The sequence below is a fragment of the Streptomyces flavovariabilis genome, assembly GCF_000725785.1.
GTDB lineage: Bacteria > Actinomycetota > Actinomycetes > Streptomycetales > Streptomycetaceae > Streptomyces > Streptomyces hawaiiensis.
Window position 1 is genome coordinate 17,007 of record NZ_JNXD01000034.1, and the last position, 21,432, is coordinate 38,438.

At 69.2% G+C, this 21,432-nt stretch carries 20 protein-coding genes and 6 pseudogenes; 12 read left to right on the forward strand and 14 right to left on the reverse strand.

What is annotated here, in order from left to right; all coding sequences use genetic code 11:
- Positions 1-196: 196 nt before the first annotated feature.
- Positions 197-1,061 (forward strand): annotated as a pseudogene (locus tag IO24_RS43835) (IS5 family transposase).
- Here the strand turns inward: IO24_RS43835 and IO24_RS0137540 are convergent.
- The 4 genes from IO24_RS0137540 to IO24_RS45390 all read right to left on the reverse strand — a co-directional run bounded on the left by IO24_RS0137540 (position 1,062) and on the right by IO24_RS45390 (position 4,349).
- Positions 1,062-1,367, reverse strand: coding sequence for a barstar family protein (locus IO24_RS0137540; protein ID WP_030040616.1), 306 nt, complete (start codon positions 1,365-1,367; stop codon positions 1,062-1,064).
- Positions 1,368-1,561: 194 nt separating this feature from the next.
- Positions 1,562-1,864 (reverse strand): hypothetical protein, encoded by a 303-nt coding sequence (locus IO24_RS0137545; protein ID WP_031143953.1) that lies wholly within the window; start codon positions 1,862-1,864, stop codon positions 1,562-1,564.
- A 664-nt stretch (positions 1,865-2,528) separates the two neighbouring features.
- Positions 2,529-3,269, reverse strand: a complete 741-nt coding sequence (locus IO24_RS46890) for a hypothetical protein (protein WP_031143955.1) — start codon at positions 3,267-3,269, stop codon at positions 2,529-2,531.
- Between the two features lie 855 nt (positions 3,270-4,124).
- On the reverse strand, positions 4,125-4,349 hold the full coding sequence (locus IO24_RS45390) for a hypothetical protein (RefSeq protein ID WP_157851326.1): 225 nt from the start codon (positions 4,347-4,349) through the stop codon (positions 4,125-4,127).
- Positions 4,350-4,557: 208 nt separating this feature from the next.
- Here IO24_RS45390 and IO24_RS0137555 point away from each other — a divergent pair, with 208 nt between their 5' ends.
- On the forward strand, positions 4,558-5,118 hold the full coding sequence (locus IO24_RS0137555) for a nitroreductase family protein (RefSeq protein ID WP_031143957.1): 561 nt from the start codon (positions 4,558-4,560) through the stop codon (positions 5,116-5,118).
- Between the two features lie 206 nt (positions 5,119-5,324).
- On the opposite strand, the gene IO24_RS0137560 is transcribed toward IO24_RS0137555, so the two are convergent.
- A complete protein-coding gene (locus tag IO24_RS0137560) occupies positions 5,325-6,041 on the reverse strand; it encodes an IS6 family transposase (protein WP_031143960.1) in 717 nt (238 codons plus the stop codon).
- Between the two features lie 68 nt (positions 6,042-6,109).
- On the opposite strand from IO24_RS0137560, the gene IO24_RS45395 reads away from it, so the two are divergent.
- The 5 genes from IO24_RS45395 (at position 6,110) to IO24_RS0137585 (ending at position 10,145) form a co-directional block, all read left to right on the forward strand.
- Entirely contained in the window at positions 6,110-6,259 is a 150-nt protein-coding gene (locus IO24_RS45395) for a hypothetical protein (RefSeq protein WP_157851327.1), read from the forward strand.
- 119 nt (positions 6,260-6,378) lie between these two features.
- The gene (locus tag IO24_RS46090; RefSeq protein WP_037669562.1) at positions 6,379-7,131 is read left to right on the forward strand and encodes a hypothetical protein; all 753 of its coding nucleotides are present in this window, start codon (positions 6,379-6,381) and stop codon (positions 7,129-7,131) included.
- An 86-nt stretch (positions 7,132-7,217) separates the two neighbouring features.
- Positions 7,218-8,570 carry a protein kinase domain-containing protein gene (locus tag IO24_RS46095; RefSeq protein WP_199808901.1) on the forward strand — a complete coding sequence of 451 codons (1,353 nt, stop codon included), beginning with the start codon at positions 7,218-7,220 and terminating at the stop codon, positions 8,568-8,570.
- A 51-nt stretch (positions 8,571-8,621) separates the two neighbouring features.
- Entirely contained in the window at positions 8,622-9,563 is a 942-nt protein-coding gene (locus tag IO24_RS42290; RefSeq protein WP_078899540.1) for a peptidoglycan DD-metalloendopeptidase family protein, read from the forward strand.
- Between the two features lie 192 nt (positions 9,564-9,755).
- The gene (locus tag IO24_RS0137585) at positions 9,756-10,145 is read left to right on the forward strand and encodes a peptidase inhibitor family I36 protein (RefSeq protein ID WP_031143964.1); all 390 of its coding nucleotides are present in this window, start codon (positions 9,756-9,758) and stop codon (positions 10,143-10,145) included.
- A gap of 130 nt (positions 10,146-10,275) precedes the next feature.
- Here IO24_RS0137585 and IO24_RS44830 read toward each other — a convergent pair whose 3' ends face one another.
- The 3 genes and pseudogenes from IO24_RS44830 to IO24_RS47740 form a co-directional block, all read right to left on the reverse strand.
- Positions 10,276-10,536: a hypothetical protein gene (locus IO24_RS44830; protein WP_031143967.1), complete on the reverse strand. Its 261-nt coding sequence runs from the start codon at positions 10,534-10,536 to the stop codon at positions 10,276-10,278.
- Positions 10,533-10,838, reverse strand: a complete 306-nt coding sequence (locus tag IO24_RS0137595) for a DUF6247 family protein (protein WP_031143969.1) — start codon at positions 10,836-10,838, stop codon at positions 10,533-10,535. The genes IO24_RS44830 and IO24_RS0137595 overlap by 4 nt, the downstream gene beginning before the upstream one ends.
- A gap of 454 nt (positions 10,839-11,292) precedes the next feature.
- Positions 11,293-11,618: pseudogene (locus IO24_RS47740) on the reverse strand (hypothetical protein); the annotation flags it as partial.
- Between the two features lie 520 nt (positions 11,619-12,138).
- Here IO24_RS47740 and IO24_RS41380 point away from each other — a divergent pair.
- Positions 12,139-12,336, forward strand: a pseudogene (locus tag IO24_RS41380) (transposase); the annotation flags it as partial.
- Positions 12,337-12,625: 289 nt separating this feature from the next.
- On the opposite strand, the gene IO24_RS0137610 reads toward IO24_RS41380, so the two are convergent.
- From IO24_RS0137610 to pdxR, 3 genes and pseudogenes are all read right to left on the reverse strand, one after another.
- Positions 12,626-13,297, reverse strand: coding sequence for a lytic polysaccharide monooxygenase auxiliary activity family 9 protein (locus tag IO24_RS0137610; RefSeq protein WP_476718221.1), 672 nt, complete (start codon positions 13,295-13,297; stop codon positions 12,626-12,628).
- A gap of 463 nt (positions 13,298-13,760) precedes the next feature.
- Positions 13,761-14,222 (reverse strand): annotated as a pseudogene (locus IO24_RS0137615) (thiamine pyrophosphate-dependent enzyme); the annotation flags it as partial.
- Between the two features lie 35 nt (positions 14,223-14,257).
- Positions 14,258-15,703: a MocR-like pyridoxine biosynthesis transcription factor PdxR gene (pdxR, locus tag IO24_RS0137620; RefSeq protein ID WP_037669553.1), complete on the reverse strand. Its 1,446-nt coding sequence runs from the start codon at positions 15,701-15,703 to the stop codon at positions 14,258-14,260.
- Positions 15,704-15,781: 78 nt separating this feature from the next.
- Between pdxR and IO24_RS0137625 the strand changes: the two genes are divergently transcribed.
- Both IO24_RS0137625 and IO24_RS0137630 read left to right on the forward strand, forming a co-directional pair.
- The gene (locus IO24_RS0137625) at positions 15,782-16,735 is read left to right on the forward strand and encodes an aldo/keto reductase (RefSeq protein ID WP_031143978.1); all 954 of its coding nucleotides are present in this window, start codon (positions 15,782-15,784) and stop codon (positions 16,733-16,735) included.
- A gap of 181 nt (positions 16,736-16,916) precedes the next feature.
- Entirely contained in the window at positions 16,917-18,167 is a 1,251-nt protein-coding gene (locus IO24_RS0137630) for an MFS transporter (protein WP_078899538.1), read from the forward strand.
- Between the two features lie 256 nt (positions 18,168-18,423).
- Here IO24_RS0137630 and IO24_RS47485 read toward each other — a convergent pair whose 3' ends face one another.
- The 3 genes and pseudogenes from IO24_RS47485 to IO24_RS47495 form a co-directional block, all read right to left on the reverse strand.
- Positions 18,424-18,711 (reverse strand): type 2 periplasmic-binding domain-containing protein, encoded by a 288-nt coding sequence (locus IO24_RS47485; protein WP_338055616.1) that lies wholly within the window; start codon positions 18,709-18,711, stop codon positions 18,424-18,426.
- Positions 18,712-18,787: 76 nt separating this feature from the next.
- A pseudogene (locus tag IO24_RS47490) lies at positions 18,788-19,033 on the reverse strand (LysR substrate-binding domain-containing protein); the annotation flags it as partial.
- A complete protein-coding gene (locus IO24_RS47495; RefSeq protein WP_338055615.1) occupies positions 19,018-19,404 on the reverse strand; it encodes a LysR family transcriptional regulator in 387 nt (128 codons plus the stop codon). The gene IO24_RS47495 and the pseudogene IO24_RS47490, both read right to left, overlap by 16 nt.
- A gap of 95 nt (positions 19,405-19,499) precedes the next feature.
- On the opposite strand from IO24_RS47495, the pseudogene IO24_RS41390 reads away from it, so the two are divergent.
- Positions 19,500-20,254: pseudogene (locus tag IO24_RS41390) on the forward strand (NAD(P)-dependent oxidoreductase); the annotation flags it as partial.
- Positions 20,255-20,567: 313 nt separating this feature from the next.
- Positions 20,568-21,332 (forward strand): alpha/beta fold hydrolase, encoded by a 765-nt coding sequence (locus tag IO24_RS0137645; protein ID WP_037669555.1) that lies wholly within the window; start codon positions 20,568-20,570, stop codon positions 21,330-21,332.
- Positions 21,333-21,432 lie beyond the last annotated feature (100 nt).

Consider the following 21,432-nt stretch of genomic DNA (forward strand, 5'->3'; position numbering starts at 1 on the left):
CCTCACCAACCGCCGACCCACCCCGATCGACCACATTCTGCGATGGTCGACATGGCGCCGACGACGCCAATATCAGGCCCGCCTGAGTCACTACAAACGACGCGGACACAGCCCCTGAAAACTGCCCAGCACTCAGAACCAGCACCGTTGCAGTACTAGAGCGTGTCTCTTTGGTGGGCTGGTCAGTTGATCGGACGTGTCCATCCGGTTAGTGATCACTGATGCGATGTGGGACCGGATCGAGCCGCTGATGCCGGCCGATCCGGTCCGCGGTCGGCGATGGGCCGACCACCGCCGCACCCTTGAGGCCATTGCGTGGAAGTACCGCACCTGTTCGCCCTGGCGGGACCTGCCGGGGGAACTCGGCTCCTTCCAGACGGCCCACAAACGCCTCATCAGGTGAGCCGTCGACAGCACCTGGGCACGGATCCTGGCCGCCGTCCTGGCCACCGCCGACGCGGATGACGACGTGGAATGGACGGTCTCGGTGGACTCCACCATCTGCCGAGCCCATCAGCACGCGGCTGGGGCCGTGAAAAAGGGGCTGCGCGACGGTCAGAACCCGACGACCACGCACTCGGACGTTCTCGTGGCGGCCTGAGTACGAAGGTACATCTGGCCAGCGACAACCGGGCACGGCCGTTGGCCCTCTACGTCACCGCTGGTCAGGCGGGCGATGCTCCGGCATTCGAGGCCGTCATGGCCAGGATCCGCGTCCCCCGGCGCGGACTCGGCAGGCCCCGGACTCGGCCGGAGACCGTCCTCGCGGACCGCGCGTATTCTTCCCGCGCGATCCGCGGCCATCTCCGACGGCGGGGCATTCGCGCCGTCATCCCGCAGCCTGCCGGCCAGGTCGGACACCGCCTGCGGAGAGGGCGACCGGAGGCCGGCCGCCAGGTTTCGATGCGGAGGCATACAAGCAGCGCAACACCGTCGAACGGTGCATCAACCGCTTGAAGCAATGGCGTGGTCTGGCAATGCGCACGGACAAGCTTGCCCTGGCCTACGAGGCTGCTTTGCACTTGGCAGCCATCCTGATCTGGTCCCGCTCGACGCGGTGATCAGAGCAGCTCGTGCACGACCAGGCGGGACTGCTTCCCCGAGAAGGCGCTTCGCAGGGCTCGGGCCTCACCGTTCCGGGCAGCGAAGACTCCTCGTTTGTCCACGTGCACGACCAGGACGTCATAGCTATCGATGACCTCGGAGATGCCCCGCGTCTGGATGGTGTCCCGCCAGGCTTCCGTGTTCCGGCCGAACCACTCCGGCAGTCCGCAAGGCTCAGCCACGGCGTCCCAGAAATCATCGAGCGTCTCGATCGGCCTACCTCGCAGGTCAACCACCAGTTCGGACTCAATCCTCTTGGCCATCACGACAGAGTAATCGGCCATCTTCCAAGGCGTCAGAGCTCCAAAGAGACAGGGCCTAGTCCACGATGCCCAGCGCACGGTGTCTGGCCTGCACTTCGAGCACGCCGGTACCTGATGGCGTAGTGCCTCGATCGCCTGCGCGCGGCAACGACAGAGGCCCGGACCGATGGTCCGGGCCTCTTCGCATGCGTACGTCAGGCGGCCGCCGGCGGCACGGGCCGGGTCTTCCACTCGAAGAGCACCCACCGGACCGCCTCGCGGACACCCAGGGCGTAATCCCGGTCGACGTCGGGACAGTCGTTGCCTTCCAGGCAGTCACGAGCGTGAGTCTGCTCCCGCCCCACCTGGCGGACGGTGTACGGATAGTCGTGGGTCTCCCCGCTGATCGGGGCGTTCTGCAGCTCGCCCAACAGCCAGGCGGCCACGGCCCACACTCCCTGGGCGAACGAGGCGGGGCGCCGCACGTCGTACTCGTCCTCGTCCTCGTCCAGCTGCACGCGCGCGTGCTCGCCGGCGTGGAACTGCAGTGCGGCATCATCCCGGAGCGCTTCCAGCTCCGCCCGCGTCCGCCGGACTCCTTCTGGAAGTCCGGGAATGCTCGGGGCCTGTGCTGGAACCGGGGTGGGCCCGTGGCCAGGCCAGGACGGCGCTACCCCGGGGAGGATGCCAGTCTTCCCGGCCGGAGGCAGCAGGTCGTCAATGGGCGGGTGGAGCCGGCGGGGGCACCACGGGTCGCTGTTGCTGGCCATGGTGTCGACGGTAGCTGCGGGCACTGACACGGGGCCAGTGGTCCGCCCTCTCCGGCGGTTCGCCGTAGGTCCGGGCGGAGTGGGGTGGTTCCCTCGTTGGGCGGCAGGCGAAGCCCTACCGCGGGCGTTGTCGGGGTGCCGGGCTCGGCGGAGCCGACCGCGAAGCGGCTTGGCCTGGCGCCCCGCGGCGGCCGCGGTGCCCTCCGGGTGCCGTCCGACGAGGGGGCCGCACCGCGACCCACCACCATCTCCACCACCCACCACCCGCACCCAAGATCCGTGCCCCCCACCCCCTCCGCAGGGTGGCCGGGGTGTGGGGCGGAGCCCCGCAGTCTGGATGCAGGTAAGAGCACTGTCACCAGCCACAAACGGCGGACCCCGCTCGCCGAGTAGGCCCCGTGCCCCAGCCCGATCAGCCGGGCGGGGAGTTCTGGCTGGCCTGGTTGAGGAGGCGTTCCCAGGTGCGTGTTGACCCGCCGTGCTGTTGAGCGAGGGATGCTGCGATGTGATGGCGGGGGGTGTCGCCGGCAGCGCTGAGGGCAGCGGTCGCGGTGTGCAGGCGGGGATCGCCCTCGGCGTCATCGGTACCTAGAGACGTCTCGTACTCGTGGAGCTGTTGGTACAGCTCGTAGAGTTGCGTGCCCTGCGTGAGATGGTCCTTCTTCCGCCTATTGAAAGTGAAGCCGGACAGGAAGCCGCGTGCCAAAGTGCTGATCGTGAGCGAAGCGATAAGCGCGACCACCGAGGCTGTTGTGGTGTAGAAGGCGAGCCGCGCCAGGGCTGGCGATGGATCAGGATCGGGGGTCGCTGCCCACCTCAAGACGTAGACGACGGTCGACACGATCTGCAGACACAGAAGCAACCAGGGGCCGCCGACACAGATGATCTTGAGCAGGTTGCTCAGCGCGCCCATCTCGTTGGCACGACAAGCGGCCTGTGCCCTCACATCACGGAGGCGCGCGAGGTCGTCGTGAGTAACCTCCCGCCCGGCTCGGAGGTGCGCCGCAATTTCGTCCTCCACAGCCCACCAGCGCTTCCGTGCCTCCACGAGGGGCGCGTACCACGCTTTAAGCAAGCGCTCGGCCTGCATTGTCGCGATAACCAGGACAGCGAGCATGATCGACGTGGTGATTGCCGCGTAGTCGTCGCTCATGGCCCAGTTACTCATGGCCGTGTTCACAGGTGCCCCCTTCGCCTGCAGCAGCCGGCGAGATTCGCTGCTGGAAGACTAGTTCAGCAGTCCGCGGCGGCCCGGCGGACTGATCGGCTCCGGCTCGTACACGGTCAGCAGGGCCGCATCCGCGCGGTCCGGAGCCGAGTAGCGGCGAAGAGGCGGACCGCCTGGTGGGCTACATCCGGTGGGCCCGCTCGATCAGGTACAGCGTCTCCGACGGTCTCCGGGGCGCCGCCAGAGGACTTGCGCGGCTAACTACGGCCTGCTGCACAGTCCATCCGTCGCTGGTAACCGACTCGCTTCCTATTGGCAGAGAGGTGCTGTCCGGAGCGCACCCCCGCGACGCAAAGAGGCAGAGGGACATCCTCCTTCGCTGTCCCACCGTTGAGACCTGAGGGGAAACCACAATGACCACGGCCCAGTCGACCCCGACGCGAGCGCCGGATCCCGATCCGCACCGACTGCTGCACCGACTCGTCACAGGTCTGCTGGTGCTCGGCTTCCTCGCCTACGTTCTCCACGAGCACCCGGCCCTGCGAGAGACGGCAGCTGCGGTAGGAGGGTTGGGTGGATTGCTCCTGACAGCCGTTATCGCGGCTGGTCGTCGTCGATGACGGCTGTCAGCCCGGCGGCTCTTCGATTGCGCGGCCCGCCGGCGCCGGGCCGCGCAAGGCCCCTGGGGCCGTTGGGCGGAGCGCAACGCGGACAAGGCTTCAGCGCATACGGGTGGAGGGAACTACACGTTGTTCATGAAAGAAGCGTGCGCCCGTAGATGATCTATCGCACCTCTGAAGGTCGCACTGGGCGACTGAACGCCCTGCCGGCCGGGCGGCGTCAGCCGTCGTCGCCCGGCGACTCCTCGTCGGCGGGGCCGCCGGCTCCGAGAGTCCGCCTTGGGGCCGGGGGCGTTGCCTGGTGTCCACCGAGTACGCCCCGGGCGCGCAGCTCGGCAACGTCCGGGAGGTGGACGCCGGGCAGGGCGTCCATCAGGTCGGCCTGGGTGGCGCGGACGGTGTGCGCGGCCTGAGGACCGGAGCCAAGAGTGCGGCGTGCTGTCACGCGGTCATCGTACGGGCGGTGTTACCGCTGGCTGCTCGGCTCGGGTCGGGGGTTGAGGAACACCCATGTCAGATCGTGCGCTAGGGCGCGTATCGAGTCGTGATCTGCAGGTTTGCCCGGGCGTGGATCTTCGATCCGGTAGATGGTCTGGCGTGGGAGGTGCTCGCGGCCAGCCGGAATACGCACTCGCGGTCGGTTGCAGCGGAACATGCACCATCCTCAGGAGCCGCCCAGCGGCATACATCCACTGCTCGCCGGACGTTTCAGCCCCTACCGGTTCGATCCGTCCACGGTCGTCGATGACCACGCCCTTGGGTTGCTGTTGGAAGCCGTGCGGTGGGCACCGTCGGCGGGGAACTCCCAGCCGTGGGGCTTCTTCACCAGCAGGCCCGGTGAGTTGGAGCACGACCGTGTTCTCCCTCACCTTGCGCCGAGCTCGGCCCGCTGGGCGACGGACGCGAGTCTGCTCGTGGTCACCCTGACGCGCCGGCACGTCGATGACACCCAGCTGCTCTACTCCGAGTTCGCGGACTACGACCTCGGCCAAGCCATCGCCCACATGACTGTTCAGGCCCAGGCTATGGGGCTGGCCGCGCACCAGTTCCGGGCCTTCGACCTGGAAGGGCTCACCAAGGAGCTGGACCCGAACCCGGGGTGGGCGATCGTCTCCATGGTCGCGGTGGGCAAGGCGGTCGGCGGGGCGCCGGAGGGCCGTGCTCGACACAGCGTCGCTCACCTGCGCTCTGCTCCCTGGTCACCGGTGGAGTAACAGGCGAGCTTTGATCACTGAGCGGTCCTGGTGAGGTCTTTGATCCAGATCATCGAGCCACGCAGGTGAGGTCCGGCGAGGTAGCTTTCGGGGGTTGGCTGTGTCACTTTCACGGGGAGTCGTTTGGAGGGCGTTGTCACGTTGTTGAGTTTGCAGGCTCCTGACGGTGTGTCGGGGCATGGTGGGCGTGCGGTTGGGTTCTGTGTTCAGGCCGTGGCGGGCTGGCCGGCGGCGCCAGTGATCTGGTCCCAGATGGCGAACCGGATGGTCATCTCGGCTCGGTAGCCGTGGGCGGTCATCAGGTGGCGGTGGGGCCGGAAGTGAGGTGAGATGCCGCTGAACGCGGACAGGAACCGCTGCGCGGCGCCGACCGATCGGAAGCCCTTCATCGCGCGTTCCCGCTGCCGCGTGGGCTGGTGGCTATTCTCCGCCCGGTTGTTCAGGCCCTTGTGACAGCGGTGCTCCACCGAGGGCATGACCTCTCGGTGGGCCGCACCGGAGCGCAGCTTGTCTGTGACGACCACCCGCGGCACCGTACGGGTCTTCTTCAGCAGCCGACGGAAAAACCGCCGGGCCGCGGCGGTGTCCCGCCGGTCCTGCACGAGGATGTCCAGCACCATCCCATCCTGGTCGACGGCCCGCCACAGGTACTTCAACTCGCCGTTGATCTTGATGAAGACCTCGTCCAGGTGCCACTTGTCTCCCGGCCGGGGCCGACGACGGCGCAGCGCGCCGGCGTGGGCCTGCGCGAACTTGTCGCACCACCGCCGGACCGTCTCATAGGAGACGATCACTCCGCGCTCGGGCATGAGTTCCTCGACTTCACGGAAGCTCAGCGGGAAGCGGAAGTACAGCCACACGCAGTGGGAGATCACCTCGACCGGGTACCGGTGCCCTTTGTAAGACGGCGGCGCGCTGTCCACGGACGACCCCTCCCGGCCTGATCCACCCGAAGAACATCTCACCCGATCAGCCAACGTGACAGCGCCGCGTGGAGTACTTCCGGGGCCGCGACTTCACCCCCACGGGCATCGACCGCACCCGGCACAGCCGGCGGACCGGCTGCACCGCGGTCCGCCAACAGGGCAACCTGGCGGGCACGTACGCCCCGCTGTCCCACCGTTGGATCGATCACTGCTGAGGCGGTCCTCACCGCGTCCGCGATGCACGCCGCTCTCCCCAGTGGAACGCGTTCCCTTTTCCTGAGAAGGGAACCACCCCTAACTTTAGGGCTTGTTAGTACAACAAGGGGGACAAATGATGTACAGCATCATCGTGGTGCCGCCCGAGTACGGCGGGCCCGGGGAACAGATCCGCCTCGCGCCCGGGGAGCAGCTCGACTTCGGCCGGAGCACGGGGGCGCCAGGCCCTCACCTCACCATCGCGCACGAAGGGGTGTCCCGGGCCGCCGGCCGGATATCCGCACACGACACCTTCTGGATACTGAGCAACCTCAGCCACTCCCAGACCTATGTCGTGGAGAACCCGGAGGGTGCGGGCGAGCACATCAAGGTCGCACCGGGCCGCCTCAACGCCCCGGTACCCTTCGAGTTCGCCCGGGTCGTACTGCCCGCCGGCGGCGAGCTGCTCAGCTTCGAAGTGTGGGCGCCACGCCACGACTACCTCGACACCCAGGCGACGGACCAGGAGTCCCTCAACGGCGCCAGCACCGCCCCGGCGTTCGCCCTGGACCGCTCCAAGCGCTACTTCGCGGTGCTGACCGCGCTGTGCGAGCCCCGGCTGCGCGGTGCGCCGCACGCGCAGCTGCCCACCGTCGAGCAGCTGGCCGAGCGGCTGCGACCGATCTGGCCCACCACCAACCGCGCCGCCGTGCAGTGGAACATCGACTACCTGGCGGTGAAGCTGCGCCTCAAGCCCGCCCCGGACACGGCGGAGTCCGGTCCCCGGCTCAACGGCAAGAAGGAGTCGCTCGTCTCGCTCGCGCTCCGCTTCGACCTTGTCCGGGAGGACGATCTCGTCCTGCTCACCCGCCCCCGCGAGGCGGTGCGGTGAACCCGTTCCGTACGAGCCCGGGACATCCGTACTCCGTGCACGTCCCCAAGGGCTATCGCGTCGGCGGCTGGGAGGTCCGCGAGCCCATGGCCGCCGGGGCCTTCGGCAGCGTGTACGCGGGCCGACGCGTCGGCCCGTCCGGGGAGCCACCGTCCGTGTCCGCGCTGAAGTTCCTGCCCAGCGGCACCAGCACCCCACGCCAGCTGCGCCATCTGCGGGAACTCGCCGAGCGCGAGGTGAAGTTGCTGAGCCGGCTGCAGGCGCCACGCCTCATCCGGTTGTACGAGACGCTGACGGTGGACGACCCCGGGCACCCGGAGCTCGACGGCGCCACCGTCCTCGTACTGGAGAAGGCCGAGGAGTCCCTCGACGCCCTGCTCTCCCGGACGCCGAGACCGCGCGGCGGGCCCGAGCTGCTGGCCCAGATCTGCGCCGGCCTGTACCAGCTGCACCACGCGGGCTGGGTGCACGGCGACCTCAAGCCACCCAACGTCCTTCTCATGAAGGACGGTTCGGTGCGCCTGGCCGACTTCAACATGGCCGCCGAGATGGAGGGCACGCACGCGTACACCCCCGCCTTCTCCACGCCCGACTACACCCCGCCCGAGCTGCTCTGGTCCGAGATCGGCGAACGCGGCCGCCAGATCCGCCCGGCGGCGGACGTCTGGGCCTTCGGCGTACTCGCCCATGTCGTGCTCACCGGCTCCCAGCCGCTGCCGGGCTCCACCCCGTCCGCCCGCCGGGACGCGGCGGTGCGCTACGCGCAGGGCCATGACGAGTTGCGCCTCTCCTCCGAACTCCCCTCCCCCTGGCAGCAGATCATCGCGGACTGCCTGGCCCGCACGCACCGGGAGCGCGCCGTCCACGACGCGGCGTCACTGCTGCGCAGGGTGGAGTCGGCGGCGGGCACGGCCCGCTCGCCCCGGTCGCACCCGCTGCCTCGGCGGTGGCGCTGGGCCGCGATGGCGGCGGCCGGGCTCGCGGCGCTCGGCTTCGGGGTGAACAACGCCCTGGCGGGGGCGGGCGAGACCGCCGCGGGCGCCGTGGGTTATGACCGGTGCGACAAGGGCAGCGTCTGCTTCTTCACCGAGCGGGACGGCATGGGCGAGATGTGCGCGTGGGACGGCGACGACAACGACTGGACAGCAGGCGAGAACCATTGCGGCTGGGCCGCCCCGAAGAAGGCCCGGTCGGTCTTCAACAACGGCCACGACACCGACGCGGGCGAGGAGTTCGTCGATGTCGCCTACTACGCGCAGAAGCGGCTGCGGGAGCCTCTGGGCTGCGTCGAGGTGGGCGCCAGGGAGAACTTCACCGCGCCGCTGCGGATCCGGTCGCACATCTGGGAGAAGAAGTGCCGAGCCAGTGATGCGCGCCCTTCGGCGGCCCAACCCTCTGAGATACGAGTACGCGGTGACGGCCCTCCGGCGGGACGGTGAGCGGAGCACACCTCCGCCGGGCACGCCGCCCGGCCCTGCGAAAGGGGTCCGATGCCGCAGAGCAAGAGGAAAGTCCGGCGCCTTGGACACCGGCTGCGTACGGCGATGCTCGCCTGTGCGGCCGCGCTGTCGCTGGGAGCCGCCACGATGTCCGGCGCTTCCGGTTCCGCTTCGGCTGCTGGTTCCGCCTCCGCCGACCGGGCATCGGTCACGCAGGCGCCACCCCCGGGCAAGCCCGCCTTCCAGATGCCGTTCTCCTGCCAGAGCCAGTGGCAGCTCAACACCTACGACGCCGGGCACGACCCCGCACTCGACATCGTGGTGAAGGGCAACACCGGATCCGACGGCCTGCCCGTACAGGCGTCCGCCGCGGGGACGGTCACCGCGACCTACTGGGACAACGGCTCGGGGAACACCATTCAGGTCAAGCACGCGGGCGGCTGGTTCACGGCGTACTACCACCTCAAGGACGCCCCCGACCGCTACGTCAAGAAGGGCGACAAGGTCCAGCCCTCGACGCGCATCGGCCGGATCGGCGCCTCCGGCGGCACGAATTGGGCCCATCTCCACTACGAACAGCGGTACTTGGCGACCGGCGACTTCACCGACGAAAGGCACCGCAAGCCGGTCCACTTCAACGGCGTCGAGTACACGGGCGTCGGCAAGCAGTGGCCGAGCGTGACCAGCGCCAACTGCGGCGACTCCGCCGCCTGGAAGGACTGCCCGCCGGGCTCGGTGTGCTTCTACTCCGGCACTGACGGAACCGGCAGCGTGTGCCGGACCGACAGCGATGACCCCAGCAGCGCGTGCGGTCTGCGCAAGTCGTTCTTCAACAACGGCAACGTTCAGGAGGGCTACGACCACGTCCAGGTCACCTTCGTGGAGGGCGGCGGCGCCTGTCTGCACCGCGGCTGGGACGAGGGCCGGGGCAACTTCGCCTCCGGCGGCCGGACCATCGACTCCGTGCGGTGGCGGGGCGAATGCCCGGCCTGAGCGGGGATTTCGCCGGCGCGTACCGCCACTCCTCTGATGTACGAGGTACCGGCACCCGGCCCGGTCGGCCATGGTGTGAACACGTCACCGGGAGCGGCGTGGCACACCGGAAGCGACATCACTGAACGTCGCCCACAACGCCCGGCCGCACCTTCATGCGCCTCGATCGAGGCAGACCAAGGGGGAACAAACATGCGCAAACTAGGTGTCACCATCGCCACACTCGCCCTGACGGCCGTCGGCCTGGGCGTCCCCGCCACTTCAGCCCAGGCCGCCAGCGGTTACGACCGCTGTGTGAAGGGCGACGTCTGCTTCTTCTCCGGCAGCGGCGGTAGCGGAAGCATGTGCAGCTGGGACGCCGACGACAGCGACTGGCGGGGCGGTGCCATCACGTGCTCGTGGTCGGGCACCACGACGGTCAGGTCGGTATACAACAACGGCCACTCGGGAGGCTACGACACCGTCAAGTACTACCGCTACGCCAACTACAGCACCTACGAAGGCTGCGCAGCCAACGGCTTGAAGCACACCTACTCGACCCCGAAGACCCTCCGCTCCCACAAGTGGGCCACCAGCTGCTGATCGGGCAGGCTGTCGTGCCCCGGCGCCGTGCGAAGCGCGGACGGCGCCGGGGCGCTACGCAGCCCGGCCGACAAAGGTGCTTGCAGTGGCGAGTTGCGTTGCCGAGCCGCTGCGGTCCCTCGGGGAGTGGTCAGCCGAGCCAGACGATGTCGATGACGTACAGGCGCCCGGCGGCACGGTTGGTCCAGTACACGGCGGTGAGTTGTCCCACGGAGGCGGAGCGGACGTCCTCGCCCTCCGGGTCCCGTGCGTCGAAGGGCGGGAAGGACCACGGGTCTCGGCCGGCGATGTCCAGCACGTCGCGGGCCATCTCCTGGGCGTGCTTGGGCAACTCCTCCAGGACGGACAGCGCTTTGGGCGACAGGCGCGCGGGCCAGGGTGTGTCACTCACGGTCGGGTGCCGAGGACGTCGGCCAGGTCGACGCCGTCGGAGTCGTCGCAGCCGCCGGCGAGGAACGTGTCCACGACCGGGGCCGCGGCGAGGCGGGCCTGCCACGTGCGCACGACGTCATGGAGCGGGCTGAGGCTGTAGCTGTGCCGGGAGTCCTCAAGTGCTCGTGCCCAGTCCTGCTCGAAGGCGGGCACCCAGGTGCTGGCGCGGGTTGCCTCGCGCAGCTGGGCGAGCAGCTGCGCGGCCGCGGTCGGAGCGGGCGGGGCCGGCGAGGCGGGCACGTGGTCGGACTGGGCGCTCATGGCTCCTCCAGGCAGGGTCTCATCGCCACGGTACGCGCAGCGCGGGGCCGTGGGGACGGACATGCGGGGATCCCTTTCCACGGCGGGGACCTCGACGTTGTCGATGCTTCAGGCCGGCGGAATGGTCCACGCATTTCCTGGTCGCTGGCCCCGGTGTCGCGGGCGTCGAACAGGCGTTGTGCATACGCCCGAGCCGGGCGCGGGTCTCCTCGGTGATCCCGTCCGTGGCGGCCGCCTGGCGCCGTCGGCGCTTGCCCACCAGCGGTGCCAGCGGGCCCGCACCGCAGCGGACGCCGGGTGCCTCTGCCGCGTGACAGGCGGTCCGGTTCCGGGCCCCCTGGCCTACCCGCCTCGGGAAAGGGCCTGTGACGAGCGTCCAGGCGGCCGGGCGGGTCCAGTTCCGCGGGCAGGCCTGCGGAGGCTGCGGGCCCGAGATGCTGGCGGCGGAGTTCCTGACGGTGAACCGCAAATCCCCGTCCGCCGACGGGGCGGCAGACTCGGCCGAGACCACCTCGCCGTGGACGACGCGTCCGCCGTACTGGCGCACCTGCTCCCGGCCGGTCGAAGGATCTCGGGCGGCGGGGTGCCGTCCAGGGCGGTGAGGCCGTGCACGGCCTTCGCGGGCGCATTGCGCGGGGAGCCGCTGTCGATCACGACAGGCAACGGCGACACGCTCATGCGGGGCGGTGCGTAGGAGATCGATAGGGCGCCTGCTGTTGCGGGCGCGCCGATGTAGAGCTGGCGCGCGCCGGGTGGACTACAGGGTGTGACGCGGAACATGTTCGGCATGCGGAGGCGTGTTCGCAGTACTCGTGCGGTCGGGTTATGCCTGGTCAGGGGACCACTCTGCGTAGCTAGCACTGTTTATTGAATGTTGCACAGTGCTGCCGGGCGGGGACGGTCGGTGATTTCTGCGGGGCGGCATGAGTGATCGGGCCCGTGAATCACTTAGGTAGAGAGGGCAGGCCCAACGGCCCGTCGGCACATGCGAGTTGGCGCCGGGTCCCACACCCCTCAATGGAGAGGATCTCGCTCATGTCCCCTGCCGACGGGAGGCGTTCGTGAGTCACGACGACGCACAGGACGGCGCCTCGCAGGAGCACGGTCTAGGGCTGGCCCAGTCCATGGCGGGCAGGGTGGGGGCGCTCGTCCCGGTGCTGCTGTGGCGGGCACTCATCACCGTGATGACCCGACGCCTGACCCGCAAGAGCCCCCGCTCCAGCTGGACGCCCGCAAGCCAGCCCCGGCCACCGACTGACCGACTGCCGCACAAACCAAGGGATTCTCTCCGCTGCCCAAGCGCTGGACCGTGGAGCGGACCTACGGGTGGCTGATGTTCCACCGCCGCCTGGCCCGCGACTACGAAACCCTGCCCGCCCGCTCCGAAGCCATGATCCACCTCGCCATGACCGACCTGATGGCCCGCCGCCTCACCGGCGAGGCCACCATCTCCTGGCGCGACCCGACATCAACGGATCAGCAACATATACCGGGATGAAGCAACGAGAAAAAACGGTCTCTCGGCGACGAGAAACCCTCTTCGCCGAGACCGCCAACCGCCTTCCAGACCTTCCTGGACCAGAACGAGATTCCCCGGTCGAAGTCCTGGCGGTCCTCGGCAGTTGAGTCCGACCATCCAATGACCCGACAGAGTCAAGTGAGGAACGCAGGAAGCCCCGTCGGGGCAGGGTGACCAAATGGGGCCCCTGCCCCGACGGGGCCCGGTCGGCCGGACGGCGGGTTACCGGCGCCCGGCAGAGGCCGGTGTCGTGTGCGTGCTCTGCGGCTCAGCCGAAGTTCACGTCGCTGCACCACATGTAGGCTTGGTCGAGGTGCGAGGCCTGCCAGATCACGAACAGGATGTGGTGTCCGGTGTAGCCGGAAGTCTGGACAGGGAACGTGATGTTCTGCGCCGGGGCGAAGCGGCCGGTCTGCGTGATGAAGTCGAGGTTGCTCCAGCCCAGGGTCTGCGTCTTGGGGTTGAAGCCCTGCTTGCTCACGTAGACCTTGAAGTAGTCGGCACCGTGGGACGCCTGGTCGTACAGGTGGACCGAGAAGTTGTTGCCGACGGTGGTGGTCTTCCACGGTCCGGGCTTGTTCAGGCTGGCGTTCCTCGAGAGGTTGTTGCTGCAGAGCGTCCCGTCGGGGGTCCGTGCCTGGAACTGGCCACCGAGGCCGTCGCGGAGCGCGCTCATCCAGTTCCACATGGTGTCGGGGTTGGCCTGGAAGGCCTGCCAACACATGGGGTCTTGGGTCTGCATGGCCGGGTTCGTGTGGTTGTTGCCCCACGTCTTCCAGCACTGGTACGCGCGGGTGGCGGGGCCGACGACGGTGCCGTGAGCCTGGGCGGGGGCCGACCAGGTGAGTGCGCCGACAACCACGGCGAACAGCATGACGAACGCCTGGAGAGGCCGGCGGAGGGGCGACAAACGCCCGGCTAACGGACTCTGTTTGGGCATGTGGGGGGGACTCCTTCCAGTTGCAAAGCTGCCATGGGAGCGCTCCCAACGGTAGGTATTCCGCGTGAGATGTCAATGAAACAAACGGAGTTGATTACAGGGATGGGCGGCCAGCAGGGAATCTGCCATGAGCCGGGAGTCAGAACCGTTCCCGGGACCGGAAAGCGAGGATGCGGCCTGGACTGGTGTGCCTGCCCGGCGATGCCGCCCTCTCCTGGCACAACTCTACATATGGGAATCAAACACTCATTCCGGGATAAAATATTGGAGAAAACGACCTCTCAGGGGCTGACCAGCTGAACGTGACGTACACGAGCGCTGAGTTCATCGGCTGCGCTGCCAACGCCGTCGGTTCCCCTTCTTTCGGTCGGTCCCGGCGGCGCCCTCAAAAGATCTTGAACTGTGCGGTAGCCGAGCGGGTCGCCTCGCTCGATGACGGTTCGGCAGCCGAGCCGGTGCGAAAGCCGTCGTTGAAGATCGGGCAGTTCTGGTAGATCTCCACGAGCGCGGTACCCCGGTGTTCGGCGGCCGCGGTGAGCACGTCGGTCAGTCCTGCGCGGTCCGAGTCGAGGACGCGGGCGACGAAGGTGGCACCGGCGCCCAGTGCCAGCGACACCGGGTCGAAGGGGTCGTCGACCGAACCCATGGGGGTGGATTTGGTGACCTTGCCGGTCTCCGAGGTCGGCGAGTACTGGCCCTTGGTGAGTCCGTAGATGCGGTTGTTGAACAGCAGGATCTTGAGGTTCACGTTGCGCCGCAGGGTGTGGATCAGGTGATTCCCACCGATCGACAGGGCGTCCCCGTCACCAGTGACCACCCACACCGACAGATCGGGACGAGCGACGGCCAGGCCGGCGGCGATGGCCGGGGCGCGGCCGTGGATGGAGTGCATCCCGAAGGTGTTCATGTAGTACGGGAAGCGGGACAGCCGAACCGGACACGTCCGAGAGAAGCTCGCTCTCATGTGGACAACCGGTCGCTGACCACTTCCGGACGGTCCCGCGCGCTCTGGTCGGCCACCGCCGCGGCGAGCACGGCCACAGCGTCGTCGATGGCACCGTCGGCGAGATTGCCGTAGCCCAGGACCAGGTAGTTCGCCGGTTCCCTGCGGTCCACCTGGTAGGTGCGCAGGTCCACCAGCCGAAGTCCGCGCGCGGCCGCGGCTGTGACGACGTCGGCCGCGTCGACGTCGGCACCGAGGTGCGCCACCAGATGCAGGCCGGCGGCCGTACCGGTGACCCGGCATGCCGGCAGCCGTCTGCGAAGCGCGGCGAGCAGGGCTGCCCGCCGAGCCCGGTAACGCCGTCGCACCGATCGCAGGTGCCGCTCATAGCCACCGGTCCGGAGCAGGCGGGCGAACGCCAGTTGGTCCAGCACCGGCGGGCCGGACCGGGCGGTGCCGCTGGTCCGCAGCACCTGGCACCACCTCGGGGGCGCGACCACCCAGCCGATGCCCAGGGCCGGCGACAGGGTCTTGCTGACCGAACCCAACAGCACGACCCGCTGCGGGCACATCCCCTGGACCGCGCTCAGCGGCCGGTGGTCGTAGCGGAACTCGGAGTCGTAGTCGTCCTCCAGCACCACCCCGTCGACCCGCCGCGCCCACTCCACGAGCGCTGCGCGGCGCCCGGCCGTGAGCGTGACGCCGGTCGGGAACTGGTGGGCCGGAGTGCTGAGTACCGCGCGGACCGACGGGTCACGGTCCAACTCCTCCACCCGAAGGCCGTGTTCGTCCACCGGAACAGGGACGACGCTCAGCCCGGCCTCGCGCGCCACGTGGTGCAGGCGGGTCCAACCGGGGTCCTCGACGGCCACGCGGGCGATCCCCTCCGCTCGCAGGGCGCGGAACATACGGGCGGCGCCGTCCGTGACGCCCGTGGAGACCACGACGTCGTCGGTGTCCGCCACGACGCCCCGGCAGCGGTGCAGGTGGTCTGCCAGGGCCCGGCGGAGGTCCGAGTGTCCGCCCGGGACGGGAAAACCCAGATCAGTAAACGGCACACGCCGTGTCTGGTCGCGGAGTGCCTCACCCCACCGGGACCGCGGAAAGGCGCGTAGGTCGGGAAGGCCCGGCGTCAGGTCGAACCGCGTCGGCGACGTCGGCGGTCGGCCGGCGTCCGGTTGCATGGGCTCCGCGTCGGGAGACCAGCGCACTCGGGTGGCCGACCCGACCCGTGCGTCCAGATATCCCTCAGCAACCAGTTGCGCGTACGCCTGCGTCACGACCCAGCGGGAACAGCCCAGGTCGGCGGCGAGGACGCGGCTCGGCGGCAGGGCGCTGCCCGTGGGCAGCCGCCCGGAGCGGACCGCCGCCCGCAGCGCGCGGGTCAGCCGCTCGTGCTTCGCGCCGGTGGCGGGGAGGTCGAGCAGCGCGCCCCACGCGAGATTGGTCCGGGATTCGGTCATGCGATTGGATCGTACGGCCTTGCCAACCGTCGTTAGCGTGAACCGCGATCACGACAGGAGGCCGACGTGGAACAGAGGATGCTGTCCAACGGCGGTTCGGGGCTCGGCGTGAGCGCGCTGTGCCTGGGAACCATGCACTTCGGTACGACGGTCGACGAACGGCGGGCATTCGCCGTCCTCGACCGGTTCACCGACGCAGGCGGCACGTTCATCGACACCGCCAACACCTACGCGTTCTGGGTGCCCGGCGGAACCGGTGCGGAGAGCGAGGAACTACTGGGCCGGTGGTTGGCGTCCCGGCGGGCCCGCGACCGTGTCGTGCTGGCCACCAAGGTGGGCGCGCTACCCGACCCTCCGGGTGCCGCCTGGCCACAGCACGCGGAAGGGCTGGCCGACAAGGTGGTCCGGGCTCAGGCCGTGGCCAGCATGCGCCGCCTGGGCACCGATCATCTCGACGTCTATTACGCCCACATCGAGGACCGTCGCACATCGTTGGAAGACACTGTGGCCACCTTCGCGTCGCTGGTGACCGAGGGCCTGACCCGGGTCACGGGGTGCAGCAACCACGCCGCGTGGCGCGTCGCCAAAGCCCATGAGATCGCCAGGGCCGCGGGCCTGCCGGGTTTCAGCTGCGTTCAGCAGCGCCACACCTACCTGCGACCGCGACCGGGTGCCGAGTTCGGCGCGAATCCACATATCAGCGACGAGTTGCTCGACTGCGCACGTGAGGAGCCCGACCTGACGGTGCTCGGCTACTCGGTGCTGCTGTCCGGCGCGTACACCCGCTCCGACCGGCCGCTGCCCGAGCAGTACGACCACGCGAACAGCAGACGGCGGTTGGAGGTGCTGGCCGACGTGGCGAACGAGTTGGGTGCGACACAGAACCAGGTGGTCCTCGCCTGGTTGCTCCGCGGCAGCCCGCCGGTGTTGCCGGTACTCGGCGTCAGCTCGGTGAGCCAACTCGACGAGTGCCTCGGCGCGCTGGACCTGGAACTGGACGACGAACTGCGGCACCGCCTCGACAACGCCTGACCAAGTCGCGCACCGACGACACACCGCGCCGACGGGACTGCGCCGACGGCACTCACATCCCGCTCCCTGACCGCTGCGAGGGCCGCCGTCCCACCAGGCCCCGACGCCTGTCCCGGCTCGGGCTCCGTGCCGAACCGCCCCCGCCCCGGACTCTGCTGCCGAGGCGCACCTGGAGGTACTCGTGCCCCGTGTCCGCGACCATCAGGCAGTCCTGCTCCGAGCCCGCGTTGCGACGTCGCTGGCCTTCCTGGCCTTCGGGACCGCGTTGGGCGCCTGGACCTCCCGTATCCCCGCAATCAGGCAGCGGCTCGACCTCGGCGACGGACAGTTGGCCGTCGGGCTGCTCGCCTTCGCCGCCGGTGCGATCACCGGCATGCAGGTGGTCGGTCGTCTCCTCGACCGGTACGGCAGTCGTACGGTGCTGGTCCCGATGGTCTTCGTCGAGGGAGTGTTCCTGATCCTGCCCGCCCTAGCGGTCGACGTGGTGACCCTCGCCGCCGCCCTCTACGCGTTCGGCACCGTTCACGGCACCCTCAACATCGCCATGAACGCCAACGCCGTCGATGTGGAACGCGCCGCCGGCAGGCCGCTGATGTCGTCTTTCCACGCGATCTACAGCATCGGTGGTTTCGTCGGGGCGGCGGCCGGTGGCCTGTCCGCCCATGCCGGTTCGGCCGCGGCCACCACGTTTCTCACCGTCGGCGCCGCCGTCGTGGCGGCCGCCTTGTGGACAGCACACTTGGCGTTGCCCGCCGACTACCTCCCACCGGTGAGCCAGGACCGCTCCACCATCGGAGACGACCGTCCACAGCGGAGCGCCGCCGCTCCGGCCGGGGTGCTGTTCCTCGGGATCCTGGTCTTCTGCTGCCTGGTCGGAGAGGGCGCGGCGGCTGACTGGAGCAGTGTCTACCTGCGCGACACGCTGGGTAGCGGAGCCGGGTTCGCGGCTGCCGCGTACGCCGCGTTCTCGATCATGATGGTGGCCGGCCGGCTCGTCGGGGACCGCCTGACGGCGCGAGTCGGCCCGGTCGCCCTGGTACGCGGCTGCGGTGCCGTCGCGGCGGTCGGCCTCGGCGCCGCGCTGCTGGTCGGCCACCCGCTGGCAGGCATCGTCGGCTTCGGCTGTCTCGGCGCCGGTCTGTCCTGCATCGCGCCACAGGTGTTCTCCGCCGCCGGCAGCCGTGACCCGAGGCACGCCGGCCGCGCGATCGCCCGCGTGGCCAGCATCGGTTACCTCGGTTTCCTGACCGGGCCGCTGCTCATCGGCGCCGTAGCGGAGCTGACCGGCCTGGCATGGGCTCTGACCATCCCGGTGGCCCTAGCACTGTTCGTCACACTGACGGCCGCCGCCGTGCGGCGACGTCCGTCGGGGGCAGGTCCGTCGGGGGTGGGTCCGTCGTGGGAGGCCGGTCCGCGTACGCCGTCCCAGTGACGTACCGCCGGACGCACCGGACTCGGTCCCCCTCGCTGGTCGACGAACCGAGCCCGGCTGGACCAAGCCATGAGGGATAACCGGCTGGGGGTGTCCCCATCACAGACTCCTGCCGACAGGGCCGAGATGGCACGGCATCCGATGCAACGACATCGTCGATGGTGGCCTGGGGCCGAGGGTGAGTACACCAGTGGTGAGCACGCCGTGGATCGGACACGCCGAGCAATGCCTGATTCGCTCCTGCTGGCAGGGATTTTCAGCCGGGTGTTTCCGTGATGCCGTCGTGAAGTGCCGGCGCGGCGGGGTCGACGTTCGTCTCAGTCGGCTGGTGCGCGGCGTGGGTGGGACACCGTGGGCCGAAGGCTGTCGCGAGCTGGTCGAGCAGGGACGCTGCGGACGGGTTCGGGTCGCGACGCGGGGTGATCGCGTAGACGCCCCGGGTCGGGGGATCGATGAGGGCCACTGTGGTGACGTCGGCCCGCAGCGCGCCCGTCAGCACACCGGGTATGAGCGCGATGGCGTGGCCGGTTGCGACCAGGGCCACCTTGCCGGGCAGATCGGCCGCCCTTGAGGTCGATGCGGGCGGTCACTCCGGCGCGGGCGGCGTGCTGGCGCAGCAGCGCTGCCGAGCCGTCGTTGTCCTCGACCCAGGTCTGGTCGGCCAGCGTCCGGATGTGCACCGGGCCGTGTCCTGCCCGCCGATGGTCGACGGGCAGCACGACGACCATGTCGTCCATCCCCAGGAACCGTCGTTGGACACGTGGGTCGTTGGGCAGCCCCCCCGGTGGTGCATCGGTGACGACGGCGATGTCGAGATCGCCGGCGATCACGCGGTCGTGCAGTTGTGAGCTCAGCCCGGGCACCATGTTCCACCGGAGGGGTGCGGCCTCGTCCAGCAGGCGGCGGATCGCCGCGGCACGATCGCGGCAGCCAGAGACGGCGTCGCGCCGACCGCCAGAGGCCGGCTGAACGCCCCGTCACGAACGTCCCGTGCGGCACGCACAGCGCGATCGGCGTCGTTGAGCGTGACCAGGGCGTGGTGACGGAACACCTCGCCGGCAGCCGTCGGACGCACTCCGCGCACATGCCGCTGCACCAGCGGCACCCCGAGTTGGCGCTCAAGCCCGGCGATCTGCCGGGATACGGCCGACTGCGTGTAACCGAGTTCGGTGGCCGCCGCCGACAGCGACCCCAGCCGACACACCGTCACGAACGTCCGCCGCACGGCCAGCTCCATGGCGCAAGTATGCCTGCCGGTCTGCGCGGCCCGCATAGCTGCCCTGCTGGACCTGCGCTTGTCGCGGGCATCGCGGTGCCCGCACGCTGGGACGCATGACCGCTCCGCGCACGATCGCCGTCCTCGGCCTGGGTCGCATCGGCGCCGCCATCGCGACACGACTCGCCAACCATCATGGGGAAGTCGTCGGTTGGACACGCTCTGGGCACACAACAGGCGCTGTCGAGACGACCGGCGACCCGAACAACGCCGTGGCGAAGGCCGACATCGTTCTTCTGGCGTTGTTCGACGGCCCGGCCTGCCGGCAGGTTGTCGACCGCGTCCGTGACTCGCTGCGAACGGACGCGATCGTGCTGAACACCAGCACCATCGCCCCCGCCGAAGCGTCGACGCTGGCCCGGCAACTCGGCCAGTCTCCTACGTCCACGCCCCTCTGCTCGGCTCCGTGCCAGCTGCCGCCGGCACCCTGCAGATCCTCGCCGCCGCCGACCAAGACGCGCTCGACCGAGCCCGGCCGGTGCTGGAAACGCTGGGCACCGTGCGGCGTGTCGGCGAAGCCACCACAGCCGCCGCGCTCAAGCTGATCGCCAACAGCAGTCTGGCCGGCGCCGTCCTCGCGCTGCGCGACTCACTGCGGCAGGCCGACGCCCTGGGCCTGCCCCGTGCCCAAGTGCTGGACGTCCTCGAACTCGGCCAGCTCGGCGGACTCGTAGCCCGCAAACGGACGTTCCTCGCCGACGAGCCGACCGCTGTCACGGCTGAGTTCACAATCGGTGCACTGGCCAAGGACATGGCGCTGCTGGCCCCCGCTTCATATTCACCGGTAACGCATCGGTCGCTGAGGCGAGACTCGGGCCCTGACGTTCCTTGAACGGGCGGGGTATCGACGCCTCCGGCTCCACTGAGCCGACCGTGAGGGGCGATCACCGGCTCCCTGGCCGCGCCCCGGACGGTCCCCCAGCGGAACGAAGTGCCCCAGCTCCGGCCCCTCGCATGTGCACGGCTGAGGCCGCCCTCATAGCCTGGTGTGGGATCTCAGAGGGCGGTTCGTGGGGCGATGTCCGTTGGGTGTAGCTCGTTCTGACCGAGAGGAAGGCGGCTCTGGCCTCTGTCGGCTGCTGGTCAGCCATGGGGTGTCAGTGTTGCCGCATAGCATCCGTGTCATGCGTGAGTTCTTCGTAGTCGGCGGACGGAAACTGTCGTATCTGGACTTCGGTGGCCCGGGTACTCCGCTCCTCGCCCTGCATGGACACTACAACGAGGCGTCGGCGTTCGTGCCCTTGGCTGAGGCGTTGGCGCCGCAGTGGAGGGTGATCGCGCTCGATCAACGCGGTCACGGCGAGTCCGATCGTGCTCAGCGTTACGAGCGGGACGACTACGTCGCTGATGTCGCTGCCTTCCATCGGCATCTGGGCATCGGGCCGGTGGCGGTGCTGGGCCACTCGCTCGGCGGAGTGAACGCATACCAGTACGCTGCCCGGCAGCCCGATCGGGTGCGTGCGCTGATCGTCGAGGATATCGGCGCAGTGGTGGACAGTGACTGGTCATTCACCTTGCGTCTGCCCCGCCATGCGCCGTCGCGCCAGGATCTGGTGGCCGCGCTGGGCTCGACGGCTCCGTATTTGGAGTGTTCCTTCCGTCGGTCGGAGGACGGCTGGGGATTCTCGTTCGACATCGAGCACACGGTGGCGTCCCAAAAGTCACTCAATGGTGACCACTGGCAGGACTGGACGGCGGTGGCCTGCCCCACTCTGCTGATCCGCGGAACACGCAGCGATGAGCTGGCGGCCGCCCATGCCAGCGAAATGATCACCCGTCGCGCTGGCAAGGTCCGTCGCGCCGAGCTGCCTGCCGGTCATGTCGTGCACCACGATGCTCCGGCCCAGTTCGCCGCTGCTGTCGAGGATTTTCTGTCCGATCCGGGCTGATCCGCAGGAGAGTCACACCCTTGGCTGTTTCCCCGCGAGGATGGGGCAGGACTCCTGGCCGCAGGGCTTCAGTCGGCTACTGCTTCCTGGTGAAGCTGCC